Below are 17,704 nucleotides of genomic sequence, written 5' to 3'. Positions count from 1 at the left end.
GGTTGGAGTATTTAACATTGAGCGCCGGGGGCGGAGACGTAAGTCTTCCCCGTGCGACAGACGGCTCTTATATCACAAAAAGTGATGGCTCGTCAGCCCCGCTGCATAAAGGAAGCGGCAATACCCTTGCTTTACATAGCGCTGGGGGTAAAAATACGTCAGAATGTTCGATTCACTTTTTATCGTAATCCCGCACACGCTTAAACGGAATGTCTCAATGCTAAAGATCTTCAACACCCTGAGTCGTCAAAAAGAGGAATTCAAACCTATTCATGCCGGAAAGATTGGCATGTACGTGTGCGGCATTACCGTTTACGACCTCTGCCACATCGGCCACGGCAGAACTTTTGCCGCGTTCGACGTGGTGGCCCGCTACCTGCGCTACAGCGGTTATCAGCTGAACTATGTGCGTAATATCACCGATATAGATGACAAGATCATCAAACGCGCTCACGAAAACGGTGAGACCATCGAACAGCTGACCAACCGTATGATCGCCGAGATGCACAAGGACTTCGCCGCGCTGAACATTCTGCCGCCGGACCTGGAGCCACGCGCCACGCGCCATATCGGCGAGATCATCGAGCTGGTAGAAAAGCTGATCGCCCGCGAACACGCCTACGTTGCCAGCAACGGCGACGTGATGTTCTCCGTCGACAGCGACCCGAACTACGGCTCCCTGTCGCGCCAGGATCTGGAGCAGCTGCAGGCCGGCGCTCGCGTTGAAGTGGCCGAGAACGTTAAGCGTAACCCGATGGACTTCGTACTGTGGAAGATGTCGAAAGCTGATGAGCCAGGCTGGGGATCTCCATGGGGCATGGGCCGCCCTGGCTGGCACATTGAGTGCTCGGCGATGAACTGCAAGCAGCTGGGTGAGCACTTTGATATCCACGGCGGCGGCTCTGACCTGATGTTCCCGCACCATGAAAACGAGATTGCCCAGTCCACCTGCGCCCACGACGGCCCGTATGTGAACTACTGGATGCACTCCGGCATGGTGATGGTGGACCGCGAAAAGATGTCGAAATCGCTGAACAACTTCTTTACCGTGCGCGACGTGCTGGAGCACTACGACGCCGAGACCGTGCGCTACTTCCTGATGTCCGGCCACTATCGCAGCCAGCTGAACTACGGCGAAGATAATCTCAATCAGGCACGCTCCGCGCTGGAGCGCCTGTATATCGCTATCCGTAACACCGACGCCCATGCTGAGGTGGCCGGTGGCGAAGAGTTTGAAACCCGCTTCCGCGAAGCGATGGACGACGACTTCAACACCCCTGAAGCCTACTCGGCGCTGTTCGACCTGGCGCGTGAAGTCAACCGCCTGAAGGATACCGACAAAGCGGCCGCGAACGGGCTGGCGGCGCGCCTGCGCGTCCTGGCGGGCGTGCTCGGCCTGCTGGAGCAGGACCCGGAACAGTTCCTGCAAAATGGCGCCAATATCAATGACGAAGAGGTGGCGCAGATTGAAGCGCTGATCCAGATGCGTATTGATGCGCGTAAAGCGAAAGACTGGGCGCAGGCCGACGTGGCGCGCGACAAACTCAACGAGATGGGCATCGTGCTGGAAGACGGCGCGGGCGGCACTAGCTGGCGCCGTAAGTAACCCCGGGGGGCGCGTGATAACGCGCCCCTGTTTTTTGGACCCTGCCAACATGATCAAACAACTCTCCCTCACCAACTACCGCTCCATCCGTTTCCTCGAAATGGAACTCGGGCAGCTCAACGTTATCACCGGCCCCAACGGCTGCGGCAAATCCAACCTGTATAAAGCGGTGCGCCTGCTGCATGAAGCGGCCTGCGAACGGCTGTCGCCGGCGCTGGCGCAGGATGGCGGCATCCAGAAAGCGATGTGGGCAGGGGGCGCGCGGCGCGGCGAACGCAACAGCGAGCTGAAGCGCATGGTGCTGTCGGCGGAGCTGGACGACTTTGACTATCAGCTGGAGATTGGCTTTCCGGAGCCGCTGCTGAGCCTGTTCAATCTCGACCCGGTGGTGAAGAAAGAGCAGATCTGGCTCAGCGGACATCAGCGCCGCCGCGCTGCGCTGCTGCTGGATCGCAGCAATCAGACCGCCTTCCTGCAAAACATTAACGGCGAGCGCGTGGCCTATCCGGCATCGCTGCATGTGGAGGAGTCGGTGTTTGGTCAGCTGGCCGACCCGCATCTCTATCCGGAGGTGTCGCAGGTGCGTGAGAACCTGCGCGGCTGGCGCTTTTACCACGAGTTTGCGGTGTGGCCAGGCAGCGCGATACGCATGCCGCAGGTCGGCATCCGTTCGCCGATCCTGGCGCATGACGGCAGCAACCTCGCCGCCGCGTTTGAGACGATCCGCGAGCGCGGACACAGCGAATTACTGTTCTCCATCCTGGAGCAGGCCTTCCCCGACAGTCACTTCGAGGTAGACGCCGCCAGCGGACGCTTCCAGATGCGGATGCATCGCCAGGGGATCCTGCGCCCGCTGGACGCGGTTGAGCTGTCCGACGGCACGCTGCGTTTTCTCTGCCTGGTGGTGGCGCTGCTCAGCCCGCGCCCGCCGGCATTTATGGCGCTCAACGAGCCGGAAAACAGCCTGCACCCGGACCTGCTCCCGGCGCTGGCCCAGCTGATTGCCGAAGCCAGCCGCTACAGCCAGCTGTGGGTCACCAGCCACTCTCCGCTGCTGGCGCAGCTGATCGCCGAACATTGCGAGATCCGCCACTACCAGCTGCACCAGATCGACGGCGCCACGCAGGTCGTCACCTCGTAGGGGCCGACCCTCTTTTTCGGTCGGCCCGTGTCCCGCGCAACCTCACATGTAGGGGCCGACCCTCTTTTTCGGTCGGCCCGTGTTTTGCTTTCCCGCCGGGACCACGATCAAAAAAGGCCGCCCGCAGGCAGCCTTTCTGGTTGCGCGTTTAATCAGTCGGTGACCGTGACGCTTTCGCCGTCAAACTCAACCTTCTGACCCGCGACAATTTTGCAGCGCTTGCGGGTCTCTTTCACGCCATTCACCGTGACGTGACCGCCAGAGATCATGATTTTTGCCATCGCGCCGCTCTCAACCCAGCCTTCCAGCTTCAGCAGGTCACAGAGATCGACATGGGGATGATCGCCCAGAGAGAAAGTTGCCATTATGCTGATGCTCCATCGTCGTTATTTTCACAGGCCTGCAGGGTATTCTGGATCAGGGTTGCCACGGTCATCGGACCGACGCCGCCCGGCACCGGAGTGATGTAAGCCGCGCGCTCGGAGGCCGCTTCAAACTCCACATCGCCGACCACTTTGCCGCTCTCCAGACGGTTAATCCCGACATCGATCACGATCGCGCCGGGCTTAATCCACTCGCCGGGAATAAAGCCTGGCTTGCCCACCGCGACCACCAGCAGATCGGCGTGCTCAACGTGATGACGCAGATCTTTGGTAAAGCGGTGAGTGACGGTGGTGGTACAGCCGGCCAGCAGCAGCTCCATGCTCATCGGGCGGCCGACGATATTGGAGGCGCCCACGACCACGGCGTTCAGGCCGTAAGTATCAATATTGTAGCGCTCCAGCAGCGTGACGATGCCGCGCGGCGTACACGGGCGCAGCTTCGGCGCGCGCTGGCACAGGCGACCGACGTTGTAAGGGTGGAAGCCATCCACATCTTTATGCGGAGCAATATGCTCCAGCACCTTCACGTTGTCGATGCCCGCAGGCAGCGGCAGCTGCACCAGGATACCGTCGATCTCCGGATCGTTGTTTAAGGTGGTGATCAGGTCAAGCAGCTCTGCTTCGCTGGTGGTGGCGGGCATATCGTAAGAGCGCGAGAGGAAACCGACCTCTTCGCAGGCACGACGCTTGCTGCCGACATAAATCTGCGAGGCCGGGTTCTCACCGACCAGCACAACCGCCAGGCCAGGGGCGCGCTTACCGGCCGCCAGACGCTGCTGTACCAGCTCTGCAACCTCTTGTCGCACCTGCTGCGCAATCGTTTTACCGTCAATAATTTTTGCTACCATCAGAGAGGGGATCCATCTGTGTTGAGTTAAATCGGGGATTACGCCTATTTTGTCAGAAGCGGACGCTGCTGTCAGGCACAGATTCGCCAGTTGGCGTGCAATCGTGCAGCATCGGATTAATCCGTGCTTACAATTCCCGGTTAATTCCTAATTCATTTCCTCTCAGGCTGTGCCAGGATTGATTCGTAACACAGCAACTCATCGAAAAGATAAAGAGGGAATGATGAAAAATACCATTATTGCACTGTCTGCTTTACTGTTGGCTTCCCCGGTTTTCGCGGCAACCGTGACTGATAACACCGTTGCGGAAGCGCACAAAGGCGCCGATACCGCCAAAGAGAAGCTGCACAAAACCCAGCACGAGGGTTCTGAGATGAAGCTGAAGGCGAAGCACGCCGCGGAAGGTGAGAGCAACTCTACCAGCAGCAAAATCTCCGAAGGCACCCAAAAGGGCTGGGACAAAACCAAAGAAGGCACCGAGAAAGGCTGGGATAAAACCAAGCAGGGCGCCGAAGAGTTGAAAAACAAAGTGACCAACTAAGGCACTCTGTTCACCGCGCCAAAGATCAACCCACCGCACCCGGTGGGTTTTTTTATGGCTGACGGCCAGCGGGTTGCCTCACGACTGTTCATTAGTTCAGCATTAGATGCCCGGCGGCAGTAAAATCGTTGACTCAGCGGGATCGCACCGTATAATCCGACCCAATCACCATGCGCCCTTAGCTCAGTTGGATAGAGCACCGGCCTTCTAAGCCGTAGGTCACAGGTTCGAATCCTGTAGGGCGTACCATTCTTTCATCTTCTGAAGTCCTTCAAAGTCTACTAATCCCGCTTTTAACAAGGCTTTCAGCCAAGTCACTGTATCCTGAAGTCTATCTTCATCTATTGAAATCTACACTCATGTGGGGGTACATTTGGGGGTATGCTCCCGTTCAATGGAATCTGATACCCCCAAATGAAGCTCAATGCCAGGCAGGTCGAAGCCGCCAAGCCAAAGGATAAACCTTATAAACTGGCTGATGGTGGCGGTTTATATCTTTTTGTTGCCGTTAACGGCGGGCGCTACTGGCGTCTGAAATATCGCATTGCTGGTAAAGAAAAACTTCTCGCGCTGGGTGTATATCCTGATACATCTCTCGCCGCTGCCAGGGCCAAACGAGATGATGCAAAGAGAATGCTGGCTGCTGGCAGCAATCCAGGGGAGGCCAAACAAGCAGAGAGGCAGGCTAAAATCATGGCTGTTAATAACAGCTTCGAAGCTCTGGCGCGTGAATGGCATGACCATAAAAAACCGAACTGGTCTGAGGGATATGCTGACGACATCCTTGAGTATTTAAGAAAAGATATTTTCCCGTATATTGGGCGTCGTCCTGTCACAGATATCAAGCCTGCAGAAATGCTCGCCGTTCTTCGTAAAATGGAGCAACGCGGGGTTCTCGATAAGTTGAAGAAAACGCGCCAGGCATGCAGGCAGATTTTTACCTATGCGGTTATTACCGGGCGGGCTGAGAATAATCCTGTTGTAGACCTCTCCAGCGCATTGAAAGCACCAAAGCAAAAACACTTCCCTTATCTTCTGGTAGATCAGATTGGCGATTTTCTCCGTTCTCTGAGCGCTTACAGCGGCAGTAAGGTCACCCAGTATGCCACTCGCTTACTGATGCTCACTGCCACGCGTACAATCGAGCTACGGGCCGCAGAATGGACTGAGTTCGATTTTGAGAAAGACATCTGGCAGATACCCGCGGAACGCATGAAGATGCGGCGACCTCACATCGTCCCATTATCCAGCCAGGCAAAGTTACTTCTCGAAGAAATTCGGCAGATCACAGGCAGGTGCAGGTTTGTTTTCCCCGGTCGTAATGATGCCGGCAAGCCAATGAGTGAGGCCAGTATCAATCAGGTGATAAAACGTATTGGGTACGATGGTAAAGCAACCGGCCACGGTTTCAGACATACCATGAGCACCATTCTGCACGAGCAGGGCTATAACACTGCATGGATTGAAACCCAGCTTGCTCATGTGGATAAGAATTCTATCCGTGGCACATATAACCATGCCCAGTATCTGGATGGCCGAAGGGAGATGATGCAATGGTACGCTGACTATCTGGATTCTCTGGAGCGTACGAATACTGAGGATTTTTAGCGAAGCTTTTGAATTCTTTCACGTGTGAGAAAAGAAGGTAGGTTTAGTCGGTTCGGTCGGTTCATTTATTTATAGTCCTTTTTCTACAGTTAGTTAGGTGAAAAAAGTGAACCGACTCTGAACCGACTTTGACCTCATAAAACCGACCTTGCCGTTTTTAAGCACTAAAATTCTCAGTACTCAGGATTGTATGATGTTTTATTAATCACGATCCTGTACCAAAGTATTGCTGTATGGATATCCAGCCAGTAGACTTCTGTAGACGATGACGAAAAGGCTATGTCTAGGCTGATCCCCGAAAACCAGCACACCTCTGCTGGCTGGCATGGCCCCTAATTTTAGAGGGCGCGAGGTGGCGTTGTGGAAAGTAATCGAGGACTAAGAAATATTCCCTCCGTTGATTATTGCCGAGTATCTAGAGCGTCTGAAATTTTAGGGTGTTCTGTTGAGGATATAATCTATTGGGCTGGTGAGCGGAAAATAAAGCTTTGTATGAAGCTTTATGATGCAAAGGGTAAGTTGTTAATTCCTGCTCTCCAGGAGCCAACAAAAATTTTAATGTTCCTTATTGAAATAATGAATGCTTCCAAGGTTGATGATTTTATCCAGAAAGGGAATGAGTATATAGTGGCTCATCCTTTGATTAGTATTTTTCCTGCGCGTTTGTTCTATCCTGATAGCGAAGAACAGCTTGCTGAGTTTGCAAATGATGTTTTTCATGGTGACGGTTTCCCTGTCTCTGTTGATGGTCTGTGGGAATTGGACTCAAACTTGTTTCCATTCTATGACTTTGATAATCCGCCATTAATTGGCGGTGTTTCAGAAGAAATGCAGATGGCTGCAAAAACTATTGAAGTGCTGGGTTTAGATGTTGACTTAAGTAAGATTTTGATTATAAAAAATACATCTTTCAGAGCGAATCCGGCAGATACTGTAGGGGAAATAGGTGATTATGTCTTCATGGCAGATGTTCAATCTGAGCCAATTACATTGTCCGTAAGCAATCTATATATTACAAAATCTCAAATTTTGTATGTTTATGATAACCTGCTTGCTAGTTCAATAAAGCAAATTACAGAGGTTAATAAAAAACCAATAAAAGTTACTGTTAAACAGTCGGCATTTACTGTCGCTTTAATGAAAGAGCTTGGTGTAACAGAAAGCGATTTACAAGGAAGCATTACTGATTTGCGTAGGAAATTGGTTAGGCTCGCTCCGAGCGCCCCTGTCCCAGATGATGATAAATCTCTAATAGACTGGTTGAGAAAAGGTGGCGTAGATAGATAACTCCACGGAGTTTTCCAAAACCCCATACCAGGCCATACATCATCTGCCATGCTCCCCCCTGTTATTCCAACGTCTACACCCGACAATAGACATAAACAGGGGGCTATATGCCACAAGCAGTACAATCACTTATCCGCCTTTCAGAAGTTCAGCGCCGCACGGGCTACAGCAAGGCATGGATCTACCGCCTTATGAGCCAGAAGCGATTTCCCACCTCCGTTAAAATCGGCACCCGTGCCATCGCCTTTGTTGAAAGTGAAATCGACGAATGGATTAACACCCGCATCGAAGAATCCCGCAAGGAGGTCGCATAAACACCCTGTATGCATTTCTTGCGAGCTCTTGCGTGTCATTTCATTCATCATCTGAATGCCGTCGCGACAGCTAATACCAGCTTAAACGGAGAGTAACCAGTGAAACTCAAAAATATGCCCCTTCTCGGGGAGGTCAAGACTCACTCTGAATTTGGTTGCAGCCTTATTTCAAAGATCGTTGAACCTACTTTGTCCAGCATTGAGATGGTGGGTTACATCAATACTGAGCGCAAGGGGAAGGCTGAAGCGGAGGGGATGGCCTTTCCATGTAAGAAGTATCGCAAGCTTCGTCACGCTGATTTCACCAAAAAGGTGCCAAAAGTACTTGGTGTGGGGTATGCGAAAAATTTCGAACACCCCTTTATAAGCGAGCAGAACGGAGAAGAATACCCGGGATATAAGTTCCCTAAACGCGAAGCCTGTCTGATGGCTATGAGTTACAGCTACGAACTTCAGGCGCAGGTGTTCGATTACATGACTGAAATTGAAGGTCATGAACGTAGTGAGCTGCATGTTGCTATCCAGCATATGGAAAACATCGTGGCGACAGCCTGGAAAACATCTGACGAAGATTCATCTGACGCTGGCCGGCGTTTACGTAAACGCCAGGACGATCTGCCTGTTCTAAAGAAAGCGACGAAGTTGGTTAAGGAGTTCAGGCAGTTCCCGCTGGATTTGATTGGTGGCGGAAAGGTGAAGGCATGAGCACGGTTCCGTTTGAAACAGCACTGTGGGGTTTCCCGATTTCAAATCGGAGAACCGTTCCCTCACACCCTTTGCGGGTCAGCAATATTGACGCGCAAATATCTGCATTGCCCACGCTTGAAACAGAGGCAGTGAGCTCCGTAGCTTTACACACAGATATCAAACTCGTTGATATGCCGAGTTCAGGCAAAGAAAAGGGCAGCACTGCGAATGCCGCCCTTTGGGATGATGGTTTTTTCCATCATGAGGAAAATCAACATTATCCAGATTTGGACCGTGGACGCATCGCTGGAAGTTACGCCGATAACCAACCATCTTTAATAGGGGAGGCTCTGCGCTTGCAGGTAACCAAAAGTCACCTGCGAAACTCTCCCAGAGTTGCGCAAACCTTCCATGCCGAAATTATCGAATCAGTTACTTACGAAAGTTTCGTAGTTCAGTCCTTTGGATATTCCTTCGCATTTTTGCGCTGCCCGGCTTTGAGCTTACGTCCGCATGCATCCAGCACCCAAGAAGAGAAGTTAGCGCCCGGATTGTCTGCTTTCTCTCTCTCAACGCTGATGTTGATCTCTTCAATTAAGTCATGCGGGAAGCGAATCCCTTTTGTTGTTGACCGATTGTTTTTGAAACCTGTCGCCATATCGTTTCCCTTTGGTTGGTGTAGAAACACTATACAGGAAAACAAGCAGAATAAAATCGTTGACGTGTATGTGCACCTAAATGTAAGGTGTATGTGCACCTTGATTGTGTGTAAGGCTAAAATGGCGAAGCCCGAAAGTGCTACCAACACTTGCCGGGCTTCTATCCACAATGTAACTGAGGATTACACTATGGCATTATCACATAGTACCCAAACTCGCCCTGAGAAAACATACCTCTGGCGCTTTCTCGCCCTGAATCGCTCAGATATGAGTGCAAAACCCTGTCGCATTTCGGTTGAAGCACCAACTGAGCACGATGCTCGCCGGGTGCTTGCACCGTACTTCATCCTTTCACTGGCTGCCCATCTGCCTGCACAGGGGGTGTGCAATGCATAACGAAACCTTCGAAGTTGTCACACACGCTGAAAACGCAACCTGCTACGTCAAACAGGCGCTGTCCATGCTGGAAATATGGCTGGAAGCAGTGGGACGCAGTGACGAACAGGAAAGTAACCGCGTCGCAGCCATCCATACCCTTGTACATGAAGCTGCGGATCACCTGAAAAAGGCCACGGAGGTTCCACATGACTGAGCTTCACATCTATCACACGCAGGATGATGCGCTTCTCAGGGCTCAGCGGCTGGCTGACCTGCTGCACTGCGCTAACCACATCTGCATTAGCGGTACGGAACAAGACAAACGCTGGGTATCTGTGCTGGTGGACATTGCCTCCGACTATGCGCAGACGCTGACTAACGCGCTGGATCTCGGTGAAGTTTCACAGGTATGTAATGAACAGGGGGTGTGCAATGAGTAATGAAATTCTGGTGCGTGAGGCAATACCGACAGTGAACGGTGAGTCTCTGATAGACACGTTTGAACTGCTTGGCATTATCAATGCCGCCCGCCGGGAATATGGTGAACCGCAGATCACTCACAATAAATTCATTGCGAAAGTTGCCAGAGAGCTTGAAGGGGAGTTTTATCCAGAAATTCCAAAACCCCCTACATCGCGGGGCGGGCGTCCGACCGTTGCCTATGGGGTAACAAATGATCAGGCCATGCTGGTATCCATGCGGGAATCCAAAGCTGTGCGGCGTTCGGCCCTGGCAAAGCTGAAAGCGCGGAATACCACGCCACCCGCGTTATCAACGCTGGAGATTCTGCAGATTGCCATGGAGTCAGAGCAGGGGCGGCTGCTGGAGAAGGCCCGCGCTGATGAAGCTGAACGCACCAAATCCCTGATTGGCGACCGCAGGCAGGCAACCGCAATGGCAACGGCATCAGCAGCCGTACGCCGCAGCAACAAGCTGGCGGAGCGCTTGGGCGAGTGTGAGAAACATGCCACGGTGAAAGCCGTGAAAAACCTCACCGATATCGAATATTCATGGCGCCCGCTGAAGAAATGGTGCCAGTCGAACGGCCTGACCCCGGAAAAGATCGCCGATCCGCAGTATGGTTTTCTGAGGTCCTGGCCCGCTGAAGCCTGGCTTGCGGTGCATGGCCTGACCCTGAAGGCACTGTTCGGGGGGCACCATGGATAATCCAAGTTATCTCAATTCCCTCGACGCGCTGATGAAAATAGAGGCGCTGGCAAACGCCGCCGGTTTTCTGTTCGGCAACGAGAAGGAAAAGCAACTGAAGGAAGAGCTGATTGGCATCATCGAGTATGTGGCCCGTGAAGCGCAGGGAGGTGAGCATGCGTGAAGCCATCCCACTCGACCTCGCAGAATACCGCAGCGGTCTGGCAAACACCCTGTTTGAAATTCTGATGGATAAAGTTGGTAGCTCCGGAAATCGGGAGATCATTGACCTTATCAGTCTGACGTATGACATCAATGCGGAAGTTAACCGTGCGCTGCGGGCGCATCTTGGGGAAGACGATGAGTGATATTTACGACCACTTGGCCCAGAGGGACTTCACGGGTGTTGATAACGATACGCTGGGTGAGCTAAGCAGCCAGTGTGAAGATGCCCACAGCGCCATTCTGGCTGGTATACGGACAATGGGAAGCCTGGCTTTCTGGGCTAAAACCAGCGGAGACTATGGCAATGAAATCGCCGCGCAGGACTTACGCGCCCTGGGTGAATCGTTGATGTGCCTTCCCCGTATTGCGGAAGCCCTGAACGACACCGCCCAGAATGCCCAGTTTGAACTCTGGCGGCGAAAGGGATTTCCCAAAAAATAGCGGAACGCGCTGTGCGTAAATAACGGTTTAACCTCCTCTGAAAATTAACGGCCCTCAGGCCGGTGGCATCACTCGGCCTGAATAATGGGAAGGACTTAATTATGACAAAGAATAACCACGCATTTGAATCAAGCCGCAAGCATATCGCGGATGCGTTTATTGATTACTGTAAGCGCCGCAGTGGTGGCCTCCCGGTGTGCGCGGTTAAGGCTGCAGGAAAGCAGGTCATTCTCGGTGAGCTCACGTCACAGGCGGTTTACCGCTGTCTGACGGACTGCTTTGAAGTCGCCTGCTTTACCAAATACGGCCCGGACAACAGCCAGCAGCTACTGACAGCAACCTATTCCGGCATGCTGAACCATGACGCCAGTAAATTAACGCCGGAAGGTATTGAGTTTATGGAAGGGGTAATGAGCAATGCCGTCGAAATGGCCCTGAAGAACCCCAAAGATAATAGCCTCGGACTGGAGATGTACTGATGATAAATACTGTTCCCGAAGACTTTACCGCCGGTGAGTTTAATTTCGCACCGGGCCTGTCCGATGACGGTTTGCCGGATATTTCAGTACACGCCGAGCACGGCAGGACATTTGTGGTCACGCTGCTGGTGAATCGCATTCCGCAGTGGGTCAGTGATATGCGCGATCCGTGCGCCTTGCTGGAAACGCAACTGATGCAGTACTGGGTGAGGTACGGCGAAACCACGGATAACGAGAATATGCTGTTGTTCTGGCGCTGGGTGGTCGCCCATGCCTTTGACGAAGAGCAGCGTGAGGCTAACGGTACGGTTAATTGTGAATGGCGTCCAGGTGAGTACGTTGAGTGCACGATCTACCGGGGGCCACATGGTGCAATGAACCTGTATCCGGCGGCGGAGCGCATGGCGATGGCAAACAACATTGAGGGTGCCCTGATTGAGCGGTACGGACGCGAAGAGGGAACGCGCAATGCCATCCAGTTTTACGTGGGGATGAAGGATCCCAAAGGCGGACTGACCCTGATGGGTCGCGAGGTGATGAGCCGCATGCACGATTCGTTCATCTGCGAGATGAATGAGCACGGCATGCCCGACGGACCAGTGACCCACTGAGGAATGAGCATGCGACAGATAGACATGATACGCGATGTTACCCGTGCAGCAACGGATCGCTGGCCGGAAATCCTCGGTTCGCTGGGGATTGATGTTCCACGCGCACCGGGTGTTCACGGCCCGTGTCCGGCCTGCGGCGGTAAGGACCGCTTCCGCTTTGATGACCTCGAAGGGCGGGGAACCCACTTCTGCAACCAGTGCGAAGCCGGTGACGGCCTTGAACTGGTGATGAAGGTGAAAAGGGTCACCGCCTCAGAAGCTGCCCTGCTGGTGGCTGACGTACTTTCACTGCCGGTGAATAAGCACGCTGAAGTAACCGAACCGGTAACACATAATGTTACCGCGAAGGTAACAAAGCTGCTCGATGGCTGCAGCCGGGGAGAATCTGCCTATCTCCGCCAGAAGGGGCTTGCAAGCCCCTCCGAAGCGCTGCTGAAGGATGGTTCCCTGCTACTGGTGCTGCGCCAGATGGGCGGAGACATTACCGGCGCACAGATTATCCGACCGGATGGCACCAAAAAGCTGCTGGCCGGAACGCGCAAAAAGGGCGCTTTTATCCTGCAGGGTGAACTACCTGCATCGGCTGAAACGGTGGTGATCGCTGAGGGTTACGCCAACAGCGTTACGGCAGCGTTACTGATGCCTGACGCGCTCAGCGTGGCGGCGGTGGATGCCGGTAACCTGATCCCGGTGGCAAAAGCGTTTCGTGACCGGTTCCCGCGGGCGCGTATCGTGATTGCCGCTGATAACGACTGGCACATCCCCGGTGAACTGGACGACCACGGTAAGCCAAAGGTGAACACGGGGCGGATCGCCGCTGAGAAGGCCGCTGCTGCGGTAGGGGGGGGCGTCACGCTGCCACCCGGTGAACAGAAAGCGGACTGGGACGATTACCGCCAGCAGCACGGTACTGATGCCGCTCGACTCGCTTTTGCACAGAGGATGTTCACGCCAGTCACAGCAGAGTCAGGCCACCATGGTGCCGGTGATTTGCGGCCTTTTGTAGACGGTCGCCGGGGTGGGCTCTGGTGGGTGGAGCCGAAGATGGACAAAGACACCGGTGAAATGGTGGAGAAAGAGACCTGGCTTTCCACGTTCGTGGAGGTGGTGGGCGTGGGAGAGGATGACGCCGAGCGCTACCTGATCCTCTCCTGGACGCCGGAAGGGACGAAGGAGAAGCGCACCGAAGCCATTCCCCTGTGCGATATCGGCGAGCGGGAAGGCTGGGGGCGGATGAAGAAAGGCGGACTGCTGGTTACCACCAAAAGCGGGCTGAAGTCGATTCTGGCCGATCATCTGCAACGTAGCGGCAGGCGTGACCTGTGGGCCATCGCCGGGGCCACAGGCTGGCAGTACGGTGCCTACATCATGCCGGATGGCTCTGTGATTGGTCAGCCCGAAAAGCCGGTGATGTTCAACGGGCGTTCGGCGGCGGCCAAAGGGTACGCCACGAAAGGCACGGTTGAGAGCTGGCGCAGCAGCGTGGCGAGGCTTGCTGCCGGTAACCCTTCGATGATGCTGGCAATAGCCTGTTCTCTGGCAGCTCCGCTTATCGGCATGGCGGGCGCTGACGGATTCGGGGTGCACCTCTTCGGTGGGTCATCGGCGGGGAAAACCACCACGGCCAACGCGGCCAGCAGCGTATGGGGCGATCCGGACGCGCTGAAGCTCACCTGGTATTCAACCGCGCTGGGGCTTATCAACGAGGCGGCGGCGCACAATGATGGCTTTATGCCGCTGGATGAAATCGGGCAGGGCAGCAACCGCAGGGCGGTGGCGGAATCGGCCTATGCGCTGTTTAACGGCGTGGGCAAGATTCAGGGGGCGAAAGAGGGCGGTAACCGGGATCTGAAGCGCTGGCGGGCCATGGCCTTCAGCACCGGTGAAATTGACCTCGAAAGCTACATTCGCGCCGATGGAGGCAAAGTGAACGCCGGTCAGCTGGTGCGCCTGCTCAATGTCCCGATCTCACGGGCAGCCATCTTTCACGGGCTTAAGGATGGCAAGGCGCACGCCGACGCGATGAAAGACGCCTATCAGAATCACCACGGTGCCGCCGGTCTGGCGTGGGTGGAATGGCTTTGCGGTCACCGCAGGGAAGCAATCGAAGCGGTGCGAGAGGCGGAAAGGCGCTGGGCGGGGCTGCTGCCGGATGAGGCCAGTGAACAGGTCAGGCGCGTGGCAGCCCGTTTCGCGGTGCTGGAAGCCGCGCTGGTGCTCTCCGGCTTTCTGACCGGCTGGGAAGTTCAGCTGAGTCGCGATGCGCTGACGCACAGCTTTAATGGATGGGTGAATGAATTTGGCATGGGCAACCGTGAAACGCGGGCGTGGGTAGAGCAGGCCGAAGCATTCCTCCAGCGCTACGGACTCAGCCGTTATCTGCCATACCCAGATTCAGATCCCCGTGACCTGCCGATTAAGGATCTGGCCGGATACCGGGTGACCAGCCAGCTTAATGACGTGGTGACTTTCCACACTTGGCCTTCAGTGTTCCGCGATGAGATTGCAGCTGGTGCGAACTATGTTGCTTTTGCCCAAGTGCTCGCTGATGCGGGAATGCTCGACAAGCCAGACAAAGGGATCACCAGAAAAACGCTTCGCCATAACGGTAAGCAGCAGCGGTTTGTCGTTCTGACGATGGACGCTGATGAAGATGAATAATTTTACTCACGTGTGAGAAAAGAGGGTGGGTTTGGTCGGTTTGGTCGGTTCATTTATATATATTCCTTTTATTACAGATGGTTAAACCGAAATAGTGAACCGACCCTGAACCGACTTTGGTCTTTAAAAACCGACCTTACAACAATTACAGAGGGAAAAACGAATGGCAGCACAGATAGCAGCACACGGCAGGCTGGTGGCAGAGGTGCAGACCCGCACGACCGGCAATGGCAATCAGATGGCAATGGCAAGAATGGCGGTGAACCTGCCGTGCAGGAGCAATGAAGACGGGCAGGCCACGCTCTGGCTGTCAGTGACGGCATTCGGCAAACAGGCGGATTATCTGGCCCGCCACGACAAGGGCGATCTGATAAGCGTTTCAGGTTCACTTAACGTCAACATGCGGACGGGGAACGACGGTCAGACCCACAGCGGGTACCAGGTGCTGGCCGATTCGGTTATCAGCGCCAGAACGGTCCGTGGTGGTGGCGGAAGAAAAGCTCAGCCCTCGTCAGGCAGCCAGCCTCCAGTGAATGACCTTGACGACGCGTTACCGTTTTGAGCGGAAGGGGCGGGTTACCGCCCTGATTTAAAACGAACATAGGGTGTGCAAATGATACCAGACCAGAAAGACAGCATTATCCGGCTCAAGCGTGAGGGAAAAGGGTACAAGGCCATTTCCCGCGAGACTGGGGTAAACATCAACACGGTAAAAAGCCTCTGCCGTCGCTCGGGGCTGTTCAGGGATAATCCTGAACACCGGGTGCTCTTCACCATTCCGGAGATAAAATACAGCACCGCGCTGGCGGCACCCAAGCCTCTGCCCGTGCAACGGGTCGTGACGGGTCACAAGCAGACCGATGCTTATCTCTGGGTAGTGGAGGTGATTAAAACCGGCGAACCGGCCCATATTGCAGCCGCTGAAGATGCGCTGAAAAAGCTGACCATTACGCCAAAGCAGGCGCAAGAGAGATATACCCGGTACCTGCAGGAGCAGGGAGCAGGATGGACCGCTGCCTTTTCCACGATATGGCTGGATAATCCGCAGCACTTCATCAGCAATGCCCGTCAGCAGTATGAGGTAGCGGGCAGGGTACGCGGCGTGTTTGGTCGGCTGGAGGGGGCCTTTGACCCGGTTGATGCTGAAGTGCTGATTGAAGACGTTTACGGGCCATACCAGGATATTTATTGTGACTACATGTCTGATAAGCCGGAGAAATTCACATTCACCGATGTGCTTCCTGAGCCTTACACTCTGTCAGATGTGATACGTGAAATCCAGTACTGGGACTGGGTGTATCTGATGCGTAATGCAGCTTATAAGGAGCTCTACCCTGACAGTCACCCTCACGAAGACACGCATCTGTGGGATCGGGGCAATTACCTTGACGGCTTACTGGAAACCATAAGGCCTGTGACCCGCAGCGAAGCGCTGGACGTTCTGAAGTGGTATCTGGACTGGCCGCGCTATCAGGATATGAACGCGGACAGCGACGGGGTGTATCTGAACCTGATTGGTGCCCATATGGGAAGCTGACTTTGTTTCATTTAACGCAATGATGTGGATGTGCATTGCATAAAATGGGATAATTGCGATGTCCGGTCACAGCAAAGGTAAAGCGCATGAAACTAGAGTCAGCTGTCAAATACTTCAGCCCCAAGAGCATGAATATTTCGGGTGCCGCCCCAGCGACAACGCCAGACAGCCTGAACGGCACCGACCTGATGGGGGCGCTTGGTATGTGCCAGTCAAAATCCCCGTTCGGCATGGCTGCGTACATGGCTAAAACAGGCGTCAGCAATGACGACCGATACCGGACCATCGAGCAGCTGCTGAGCTATGCCCATCGCACGGCACCAAAACTGGTAGTCAGGGCGGCTGGCAGTAATCTGGGCAAATGCCTGGTGGTGCTGTCGAAACTGGCCTTTGAAGAATATTCCCGTTCTGCAGCCTCAACCAGTGATTGCCGTGAATGTGCCGGATCTGGATTCATCGAAGAGTCACGCGAAGTGGTGAAGTATGCCGGTTATATCAACCTCTCCGGTGAAGAGGTGATCCCGCCGCGCACCGAAACGGAACTGGTCAAAGAGCGCTGCCAGCACTGCAACGGAAAGGGGAGGGTAACAGCCCGCTGCAGGTGTAACGGTACAGGACGGGTTCGCGACCTGGCAGAGTCAGCGCGACAGGGGGCACCGGTAGACAGGCAATGTGAACGCTGCTCAGGAAGAGGCTTTAAACGCTCCCCGGGCACCAGGGCCTACCGGGCAGTTCATACACTACTTCCAGAGCTGCAGGAGCGAACCTGGAACAATAACTGGCGACCATTTTTCGACAGGCTGGTGACGAAGTGTGAAATTGAAGAAAGCCATGCTGATGCCGAGTTTCAGAAGGTGACTCGATAAATAAAGATTGAAATTTTCCGAAATTGGCATATTATTGCTAAATAGTGGGCATCGTATGTGTGCGACACTTCAGGAGTTTAAGCCTCGGCACTGCCCGGGGTTTTTTTGTTTCTTGCAAAGGTGATATCATCCATTTCTTTTTAGGATGGATGGTGTTCTATGCGAAAAAATAAAACTCGACTGCATAAATTTTCAGCAGGCACAATATTATTATTAGTAAGTACTGCATGTATTTCACAAACGTTCAATTCCTGCCCCACATACACAATGGATGACGTGAGGAAGT

General features: G+C 54.1%; 23 protein-coding genes and 1 tRNA gene. 21 read left to right on the top strand and 3 right to left on the bottom strand.

Annotated elements, in window-relative coordinates:
• Positions 1-217 precede the first annotated feature (217 nt).
• On the top strand, positions 218-1,606 hold the full coding sequence (cysS, locus tag QLG07_RS19505) for a cysteine--tRNA ligase (RefSeq protein ID WP_282469982.1): 1,389 nt from the start codon (positions 218-220) through the stop codon (positions 1,604-1,606).
• 49 nt (positions 1,607-1,655) lie between these two features.
• On the top strand, positions 1,656-2,747 hold the full coding sequence (locus tag QLG07_RS19500) for an AAA family ATPase (protein ID WP_282469981.1): 1,092 nt from the start codon (positions 1,656-1,658) through the stop codon (positions 2,745-2,747).
• 152 nt (positions 2,748-2,899) lie between these two features.
• On the opposite strand, the gene ybcJ is transcribed toward QLG07_RS19500, so the two are convergent.
• Positions 2,900-3,112 carry a ribosome-associated protein YbcJ gene (ybcJ, locus tag QLG07_RS19495; protein WP_282469980.1) on the bottom strand — a complete coding sequence of 71 codons (213 nt, stop codon included), beginning with the start codon at positions 3,110-3,112 and terminating at the stop codon, positions 2,900-2,902.
• Positions 3,112-3,978 carry a bifunctional methylenetetrahydrofolate dehydrogenase/methenyltetrahydrofolate cyclohydrolase FolD gene (folD, locus tag QLG07_RS19490; RefSeq protein WP_282469979.1) on the bottom strand — a complete coding sequence of 289 codons (867 nt, stop codon included), beginning with the start codon at positions 3,976-3,978 and terminating at the stop codon, positions 3,112-3,114. The genes ybcJ and folD overlap by 1 nt, the downstream gene beginning before the upstream one ends.
• A gap of 223 nt (positions 3,979-4,201) precedes the next feature.
• Between folD and QLG07_RS19485 the strand changes: the two genes are divergently transcribed.
• The 6 genes from QLG07_RS19485 to QLG07_RS19460 all read left to right on the top strand — a co-directional run bounded on the left by QLG07_RS19485 (position 4,202) and on the right by QLG07_RS19460 (position 8,433).
• Positions 4,202-4,519 (top strand): hypothetical protein, encoded by a 318-nt coding sequence (locus QLG07_RS19485; protein ID WP_048916880.1) that lies wholly within the window; start codon positions 4,202-4,204, stop codon positions 4,517-4,519.
• A 172-nt stretch (positions 4,520-4,691) separates the two neighbouring features.
• A tRNA-Arg gene (locus tag QLG07_RS19480) sits at positions 4,692-4,768 on the top strand.
• 165 nt (positions 4,769-4,933) lie between these two features.
• Positions 4,934-6,127 (top strand): integrase arm-type DNA-binding domain-containing protein, encoded by a 1,194-nt coding sequence (locus QLG07_RS19475; RefSeq protein ID WP_282469978.1) that lies wholly within the window; start codon positions 4,934-4,936, stop codon positions 6,125-6,127.
• Positions 6,128-6,487: 360 nt separating this feature from the next.
• Complete coding sequence (locus QLG07_RS19470; protein WP_282469977.1) at positions 6,488-7,414, top strand: hypothetical protein; 927 nt, start codon at positions 6,488-6,490, stop codon at positions 7,412-7,414.
• A gap of 107 nt (positions 7,415-7,521) precedes the next feature.
• Positions 7,522-7,728 carry an AlpA family transcriptional regulator gene (locus QLG07_RS19465; protein ID WP_282469976.1) on the top strand — a complete coding sequence of 69 codons (207 nt, stop codon included), beginning with the start codon at positions 7,522-7,524 and terminating at the stop codon, positions 7,726-7,728.
• A gap of 99 nt (positions 7,729-7,827) precedes the next feature.
• Positions 7,828-8,433, top strand: a complete 606-nt coding sequence (locus tag QLG07_RS19460; RefSeq protein ID WP_348994616.1) for a Rha family transcriptional regulator — start codon at positions 7,828-7,830, stop codon at positions 8,431-8,433.
• Between the two features lie 436 nt (positions 8,434-8,869).
• Here QLG07_RS19460 and QLG07_RS19455 read toward each other — a convergent pair whose 3' ends face one another.
• Complete coding sequence (locus tag QLG07_RS19455; protein ID WP_282469975.1) at positions 8,870-9,073, bottom strand: YlcI/YnfO family protein; 204 nt, start codon at positions 9,071-9,073, stop codon at positions 8,870-8,872.
• Here QLG07_RS19455 and QLG07_RS24235 point away from each other — a divergent pair.
• From QLG07_RS24235 to QLG07_RS19390, 13 genes are all read left to right on the top strand, one after another.
• Entirely contained in the window at positions 8,994-9,470 is a 477-nt protein-coding gene (locus QLG07_RS24235; protein WP_348994615.1) for a host cell division inhibitor Icd-like protein, read from the top strand. The genes QLG07_RS19455 and QLG07_RS24235 overlap by 80 nt on opposite strands.
• On the top strand, positions 9,463-9,666 hold the full coding sequence (locus QLG07_RS19445; protein ID WP_282469973.1) for a hypothetical protein: 204 nt from the start codon (positions 9,463-9,465) through the stop codon (positions 9,664-9,666). The genes QLG07_RS24235 and QLG07_RS19445 overlap by 8 nt, the downstream gene beginning before the upstream one ends.
• On the top strand, positions 9,659-9,892 hold the full coding sequence (locus QLG07_RS19440; RefSeq protein WP_282469972.1) for a hypothetical protein: 234 nt from the start codon (positions 9,659-9,661) through the stop codon (positions 9,890-9,892). The genes QLG07_RS19445 and QLG07_RS19440 overlap by 8 nt, the downstream gene beginning before the upstream one ends.
• Positions 9,885-10,619, top strand: coding sequence for a hypothetical protein (locus QLG07_RS19435; protein ID WP_282469971.1), 735 nt, complete (start codon positions 9,885-9,887; stop codon positions 10,617-10,619). The genes QLG07_RS19440 and QLG07_RS19435 overlap by 8 nt, the downstream gene beginning before the upstream one ends.
• Positions 10,612-10,782: a hypothetical protein gene (locus QLG07_RS19430; protein ID WP_282469970.1), complete on the top strand. Its 171-nt coding sequence runs from the start codon at positions 10,612-10,614 to the stop codon at positions 10,780-10,782. Before QLG07_RS19435 ends, QLG07_RS19430 begins: the two co-directional genes overlap by 8 nt.
• Entirely contained in the window at positions 10,775-10,966 is a 192-nt protein-coding gene (locus tag QLG07_RS19425) for a hypothetical protein (protein WP_282469969.1), read from the top strand. The genes QLG07_RS19430 and QLG07_RS19425 overlap by 8 nt, the downstream gene beginning before the upstream one ends.
• The gene (locus QLG07_RS19420) at positions 10,959-11,264 is read left to right on the top strand and encodes a hypothetical protein (protein WP_282469968.1); all 306 of its coding nucleotides are present in this window, start codon (positions 10,959-10,961) and stop codon (positions 11,262-11,264) included. The genes QLG07_RS19425 and QLG07_RS19420 overlap by 8 nt, the downstream gene beginning before the upstream one ends.
• A gap of 101 nt (positions 11,265-11,365) precedes the next feature.
• On the top strand, positions 11,366-11,743 hold the full coding sequence (locus QLG07_RS19415) for a hypothetical protein (protein ID WP_282469967.1): 378 nt from the start codon (positions 11,366-11,368) through the stop codon (positions 11,741-11,743).
• A complete protein-coding gene (locus QLG07_RS19410; protein ID WP_282469966.1) occupies positions 11,743-12,354 on the top strand; it encodes a hypothetical protein in 612 nt (203 codons plus the stop codon). Before QLG07_RS19415 ends, QLG07_RS19410 begins: the two co-directional genes overlap by 1 nt.
• A gap of 9 nt (positions 12,355-12,363) precedes the next feature.
• Positions 12,364-15,015, top strand: coding sequence for a TOPRIM and DUF927 domain-containing protein (locus tag QLG07_RS19405; RefSeq protein ID WP_282469965.1), 2,652 nt, complete (start codon positions 12,364-12,366; stop codon positions 15,013-15,015).
• A 163-nt stretch (positions 15,016-15,178) separates the two neighbouring features.
• Positions 15,179-15,577, top strand: coding sequence for a single-stranded DNA-binding protein (locus QLG07_RS19400; RefSeq protein ID WP_282469964.1), 399 nt, complete (start codon positions 15,179-15,181; stop codon positions 15,575-15,577).
• Between the two features lie 51 nt (positions 15,578-15,628).
• Positions 15,629-16,552 carry a hypothetical protein gene (locus QLG07_RS19395; protein ID WP_282469963.1) on the top strand — a complete coding sequence of 308 codons (924 nt, stop codon included), beginning with the start codon at positions 15,629-15,631 and terminating at the stop codon, positions 16,550-16,552.
• Between the two features lie 86 nt (positions 16,553-16,638).
• On the top strand, positions 16,639-17,418 hold the full coding sequence (locus tag QLG07_RS19390; protein ID WP_282469962.1) for an antitermination protein: 780 nt from the start codon (positions 16,639-16,641) through the stop codon (positions 17,416-17,418).
• The last annotated feature ends 286 nt before the right edge of the window (positions 17,419-17,704 follow it).

This window comes from Erwinia sp. V90_4, assembly GCF_029967685.1.
In the GTDB taxonomy this organism is placed as follows: Bacteria; Pseudomonadota; Gammaproteobacteria; order Enterobacterales; family Enterobacteriaceae; genus Erwinia; species Erwinia aphidicola.
Note: the sequence above shows the minus strand (reverse complement) of the source record. Positions and strands in the feature narration are given on the sequence as shown.

Excerpts from the sequence above, each read along its gene's own strand:
- cysS (WP_282469982.1), top strand. The coding sequence starts at position 218 with ATGCTAAAGATCTTCAACACCCTGAGTCGTCAAAAAGAGGAATTCAAA.
- QLG07_RS19500 (WP_282469981.1), top strand. The coding sequence starts at position 1,656 with ATGATCAAACAACTCTCCCTCACCAACTACCGCTCCATCCGTTTCCTC.
- ybcJ (WP_282469980.1), bottom strand. The coding sequence starts at position 3,112 with ATGGCAACTTTCTCTCTGGGCGATCATCCCCATGTCGATCTCTGTGAC.
- folD (WP_282469979.1), bottom strand. The coding sequence starts at position 3,978 with ATGGTAGCAAAAATTATTGACGGTAAAACGATTGCGCAGCAGGTGCGA.
- QLG07_RS19485 (WP_048916880.1), top strand. The coding sequence starts at position 4,202 with ATGAAAAATACCATTATTGCACTGTCTGCTTTACTGTTGGCTTCCCCG.
- QLG07_RS19475 (WP_282469978.1), top strand. The coding sequence starts at position 4,934 with ATGAAGCTCAATGCCAGGCAGGTCGAAGCCGCCAAGCCAAAGGATAAA.
- QLG07_RS19465 (WP_282469976.1), top strand. The coding sequence starts at position 7,522 with ATGCCACAAGCAGTACAATCACTTATCCGCCTTTCAGAAGTTCAGCGC.
- QLG07_RS24235 (WP_348994615.1), top strand. The coding sequence starts at position 8,994 with ATGTTGATCTCTTCAATTAAGTCATGCGGGAAGCGAATCCCTTTTGTT.
- QLG07_RS19455 (WP_282469975.1), bottom strand. The coding sequence starts at position 9,073 with ATGGCGACAGGTTTCAAAAACAATCGGTCAACAACAAAAGGGATTCGC.
- QLG07_RS19445 (WP_282469973.1), top strand. The coding sequence starts at position 9,463 with ATGCATAACGAAACCTTCGAAGTTGTCACACACGCTGAAAACGCAACC.
- QLG07_RS19440 (WP_282469972.1), top strand. The coding sequence starts at position 9,659 with ATGACTGAGCTTCACATCTATCACACGCAGGATGATGCGCTTCTCAGG.
- QLG07_RS19435 (WP_282469971.1), top strand. The coding sequence starts at position 9,885 with ATGAGTAATGAAATTCTGGTGCGTGAGGCAATACCGACAGTGAACGGT.
- QLG07_RS19430 (WP_282469970.1), top strand. The coding sequence starts at position 10,612 with ATGGATAATCCAAGTTATCTCAATTCCCTCGACGCGCTGATGAAAATA.
- QLG07_RS19425 (WP_282469969.1), top strand. The coding sequence starts at position 10,775 with ATGCGTGAAGCCATCCCACTCGACCTCGCAGAATACCGCAGCGGTCTG.
- QLG07_RS19420 (WP_282469968.1), top strand. The coding sequence starts at position 10,959 with ATGAGTGATATTTACGACCACTTGGCCCAGAGGGACTTCACGGGTGTT.
- QLG07_RS19415 (WP_282469967.1), top strand. The coding sequence starts at position 11,366 with ATGACAAAGAATAACCACGCATTTGAATCAAGCCGCAAGCATATCGCG.
- QLG07_RS19410 (WP_282469966.1), top strand. The coding sequence starts at position 11,743 with ATGATAAATACTGTTCCCGAAGACTTTACCGCCGGTGAGTTTAATTTC.
- QLG07_RS19405 (WP_282469965.1), top strand. The coding sequence starts at position 12,364 with ATGCGACAGATAGACATGATACGCGATGTTACCCGTGCAGCAACGGAT.
- QLG07_RS19400 (WP_282469964.1), top strand. The coding sequence starts at position 15,179 with ATGGCAGCACAGATAGCAGCACACGGCAGGCTGGTGGCAGAGGTGCAG.
- QLG07_RS19395 (WP_282469963.1), top strand. The coding sequence starts at position 15,629 with ATGATACCAGACCAGAAAGACAGCATTATCCGGCTCAAGCGTGAGGGA.
- QLG07_RS19390 (WP_282469962.1), top strand. The coding sequence starts at position 16,639 with ATGAAACTAGAGTCAGCTGTCAAATACTTCAGCCCCAAGAGCATGAAT.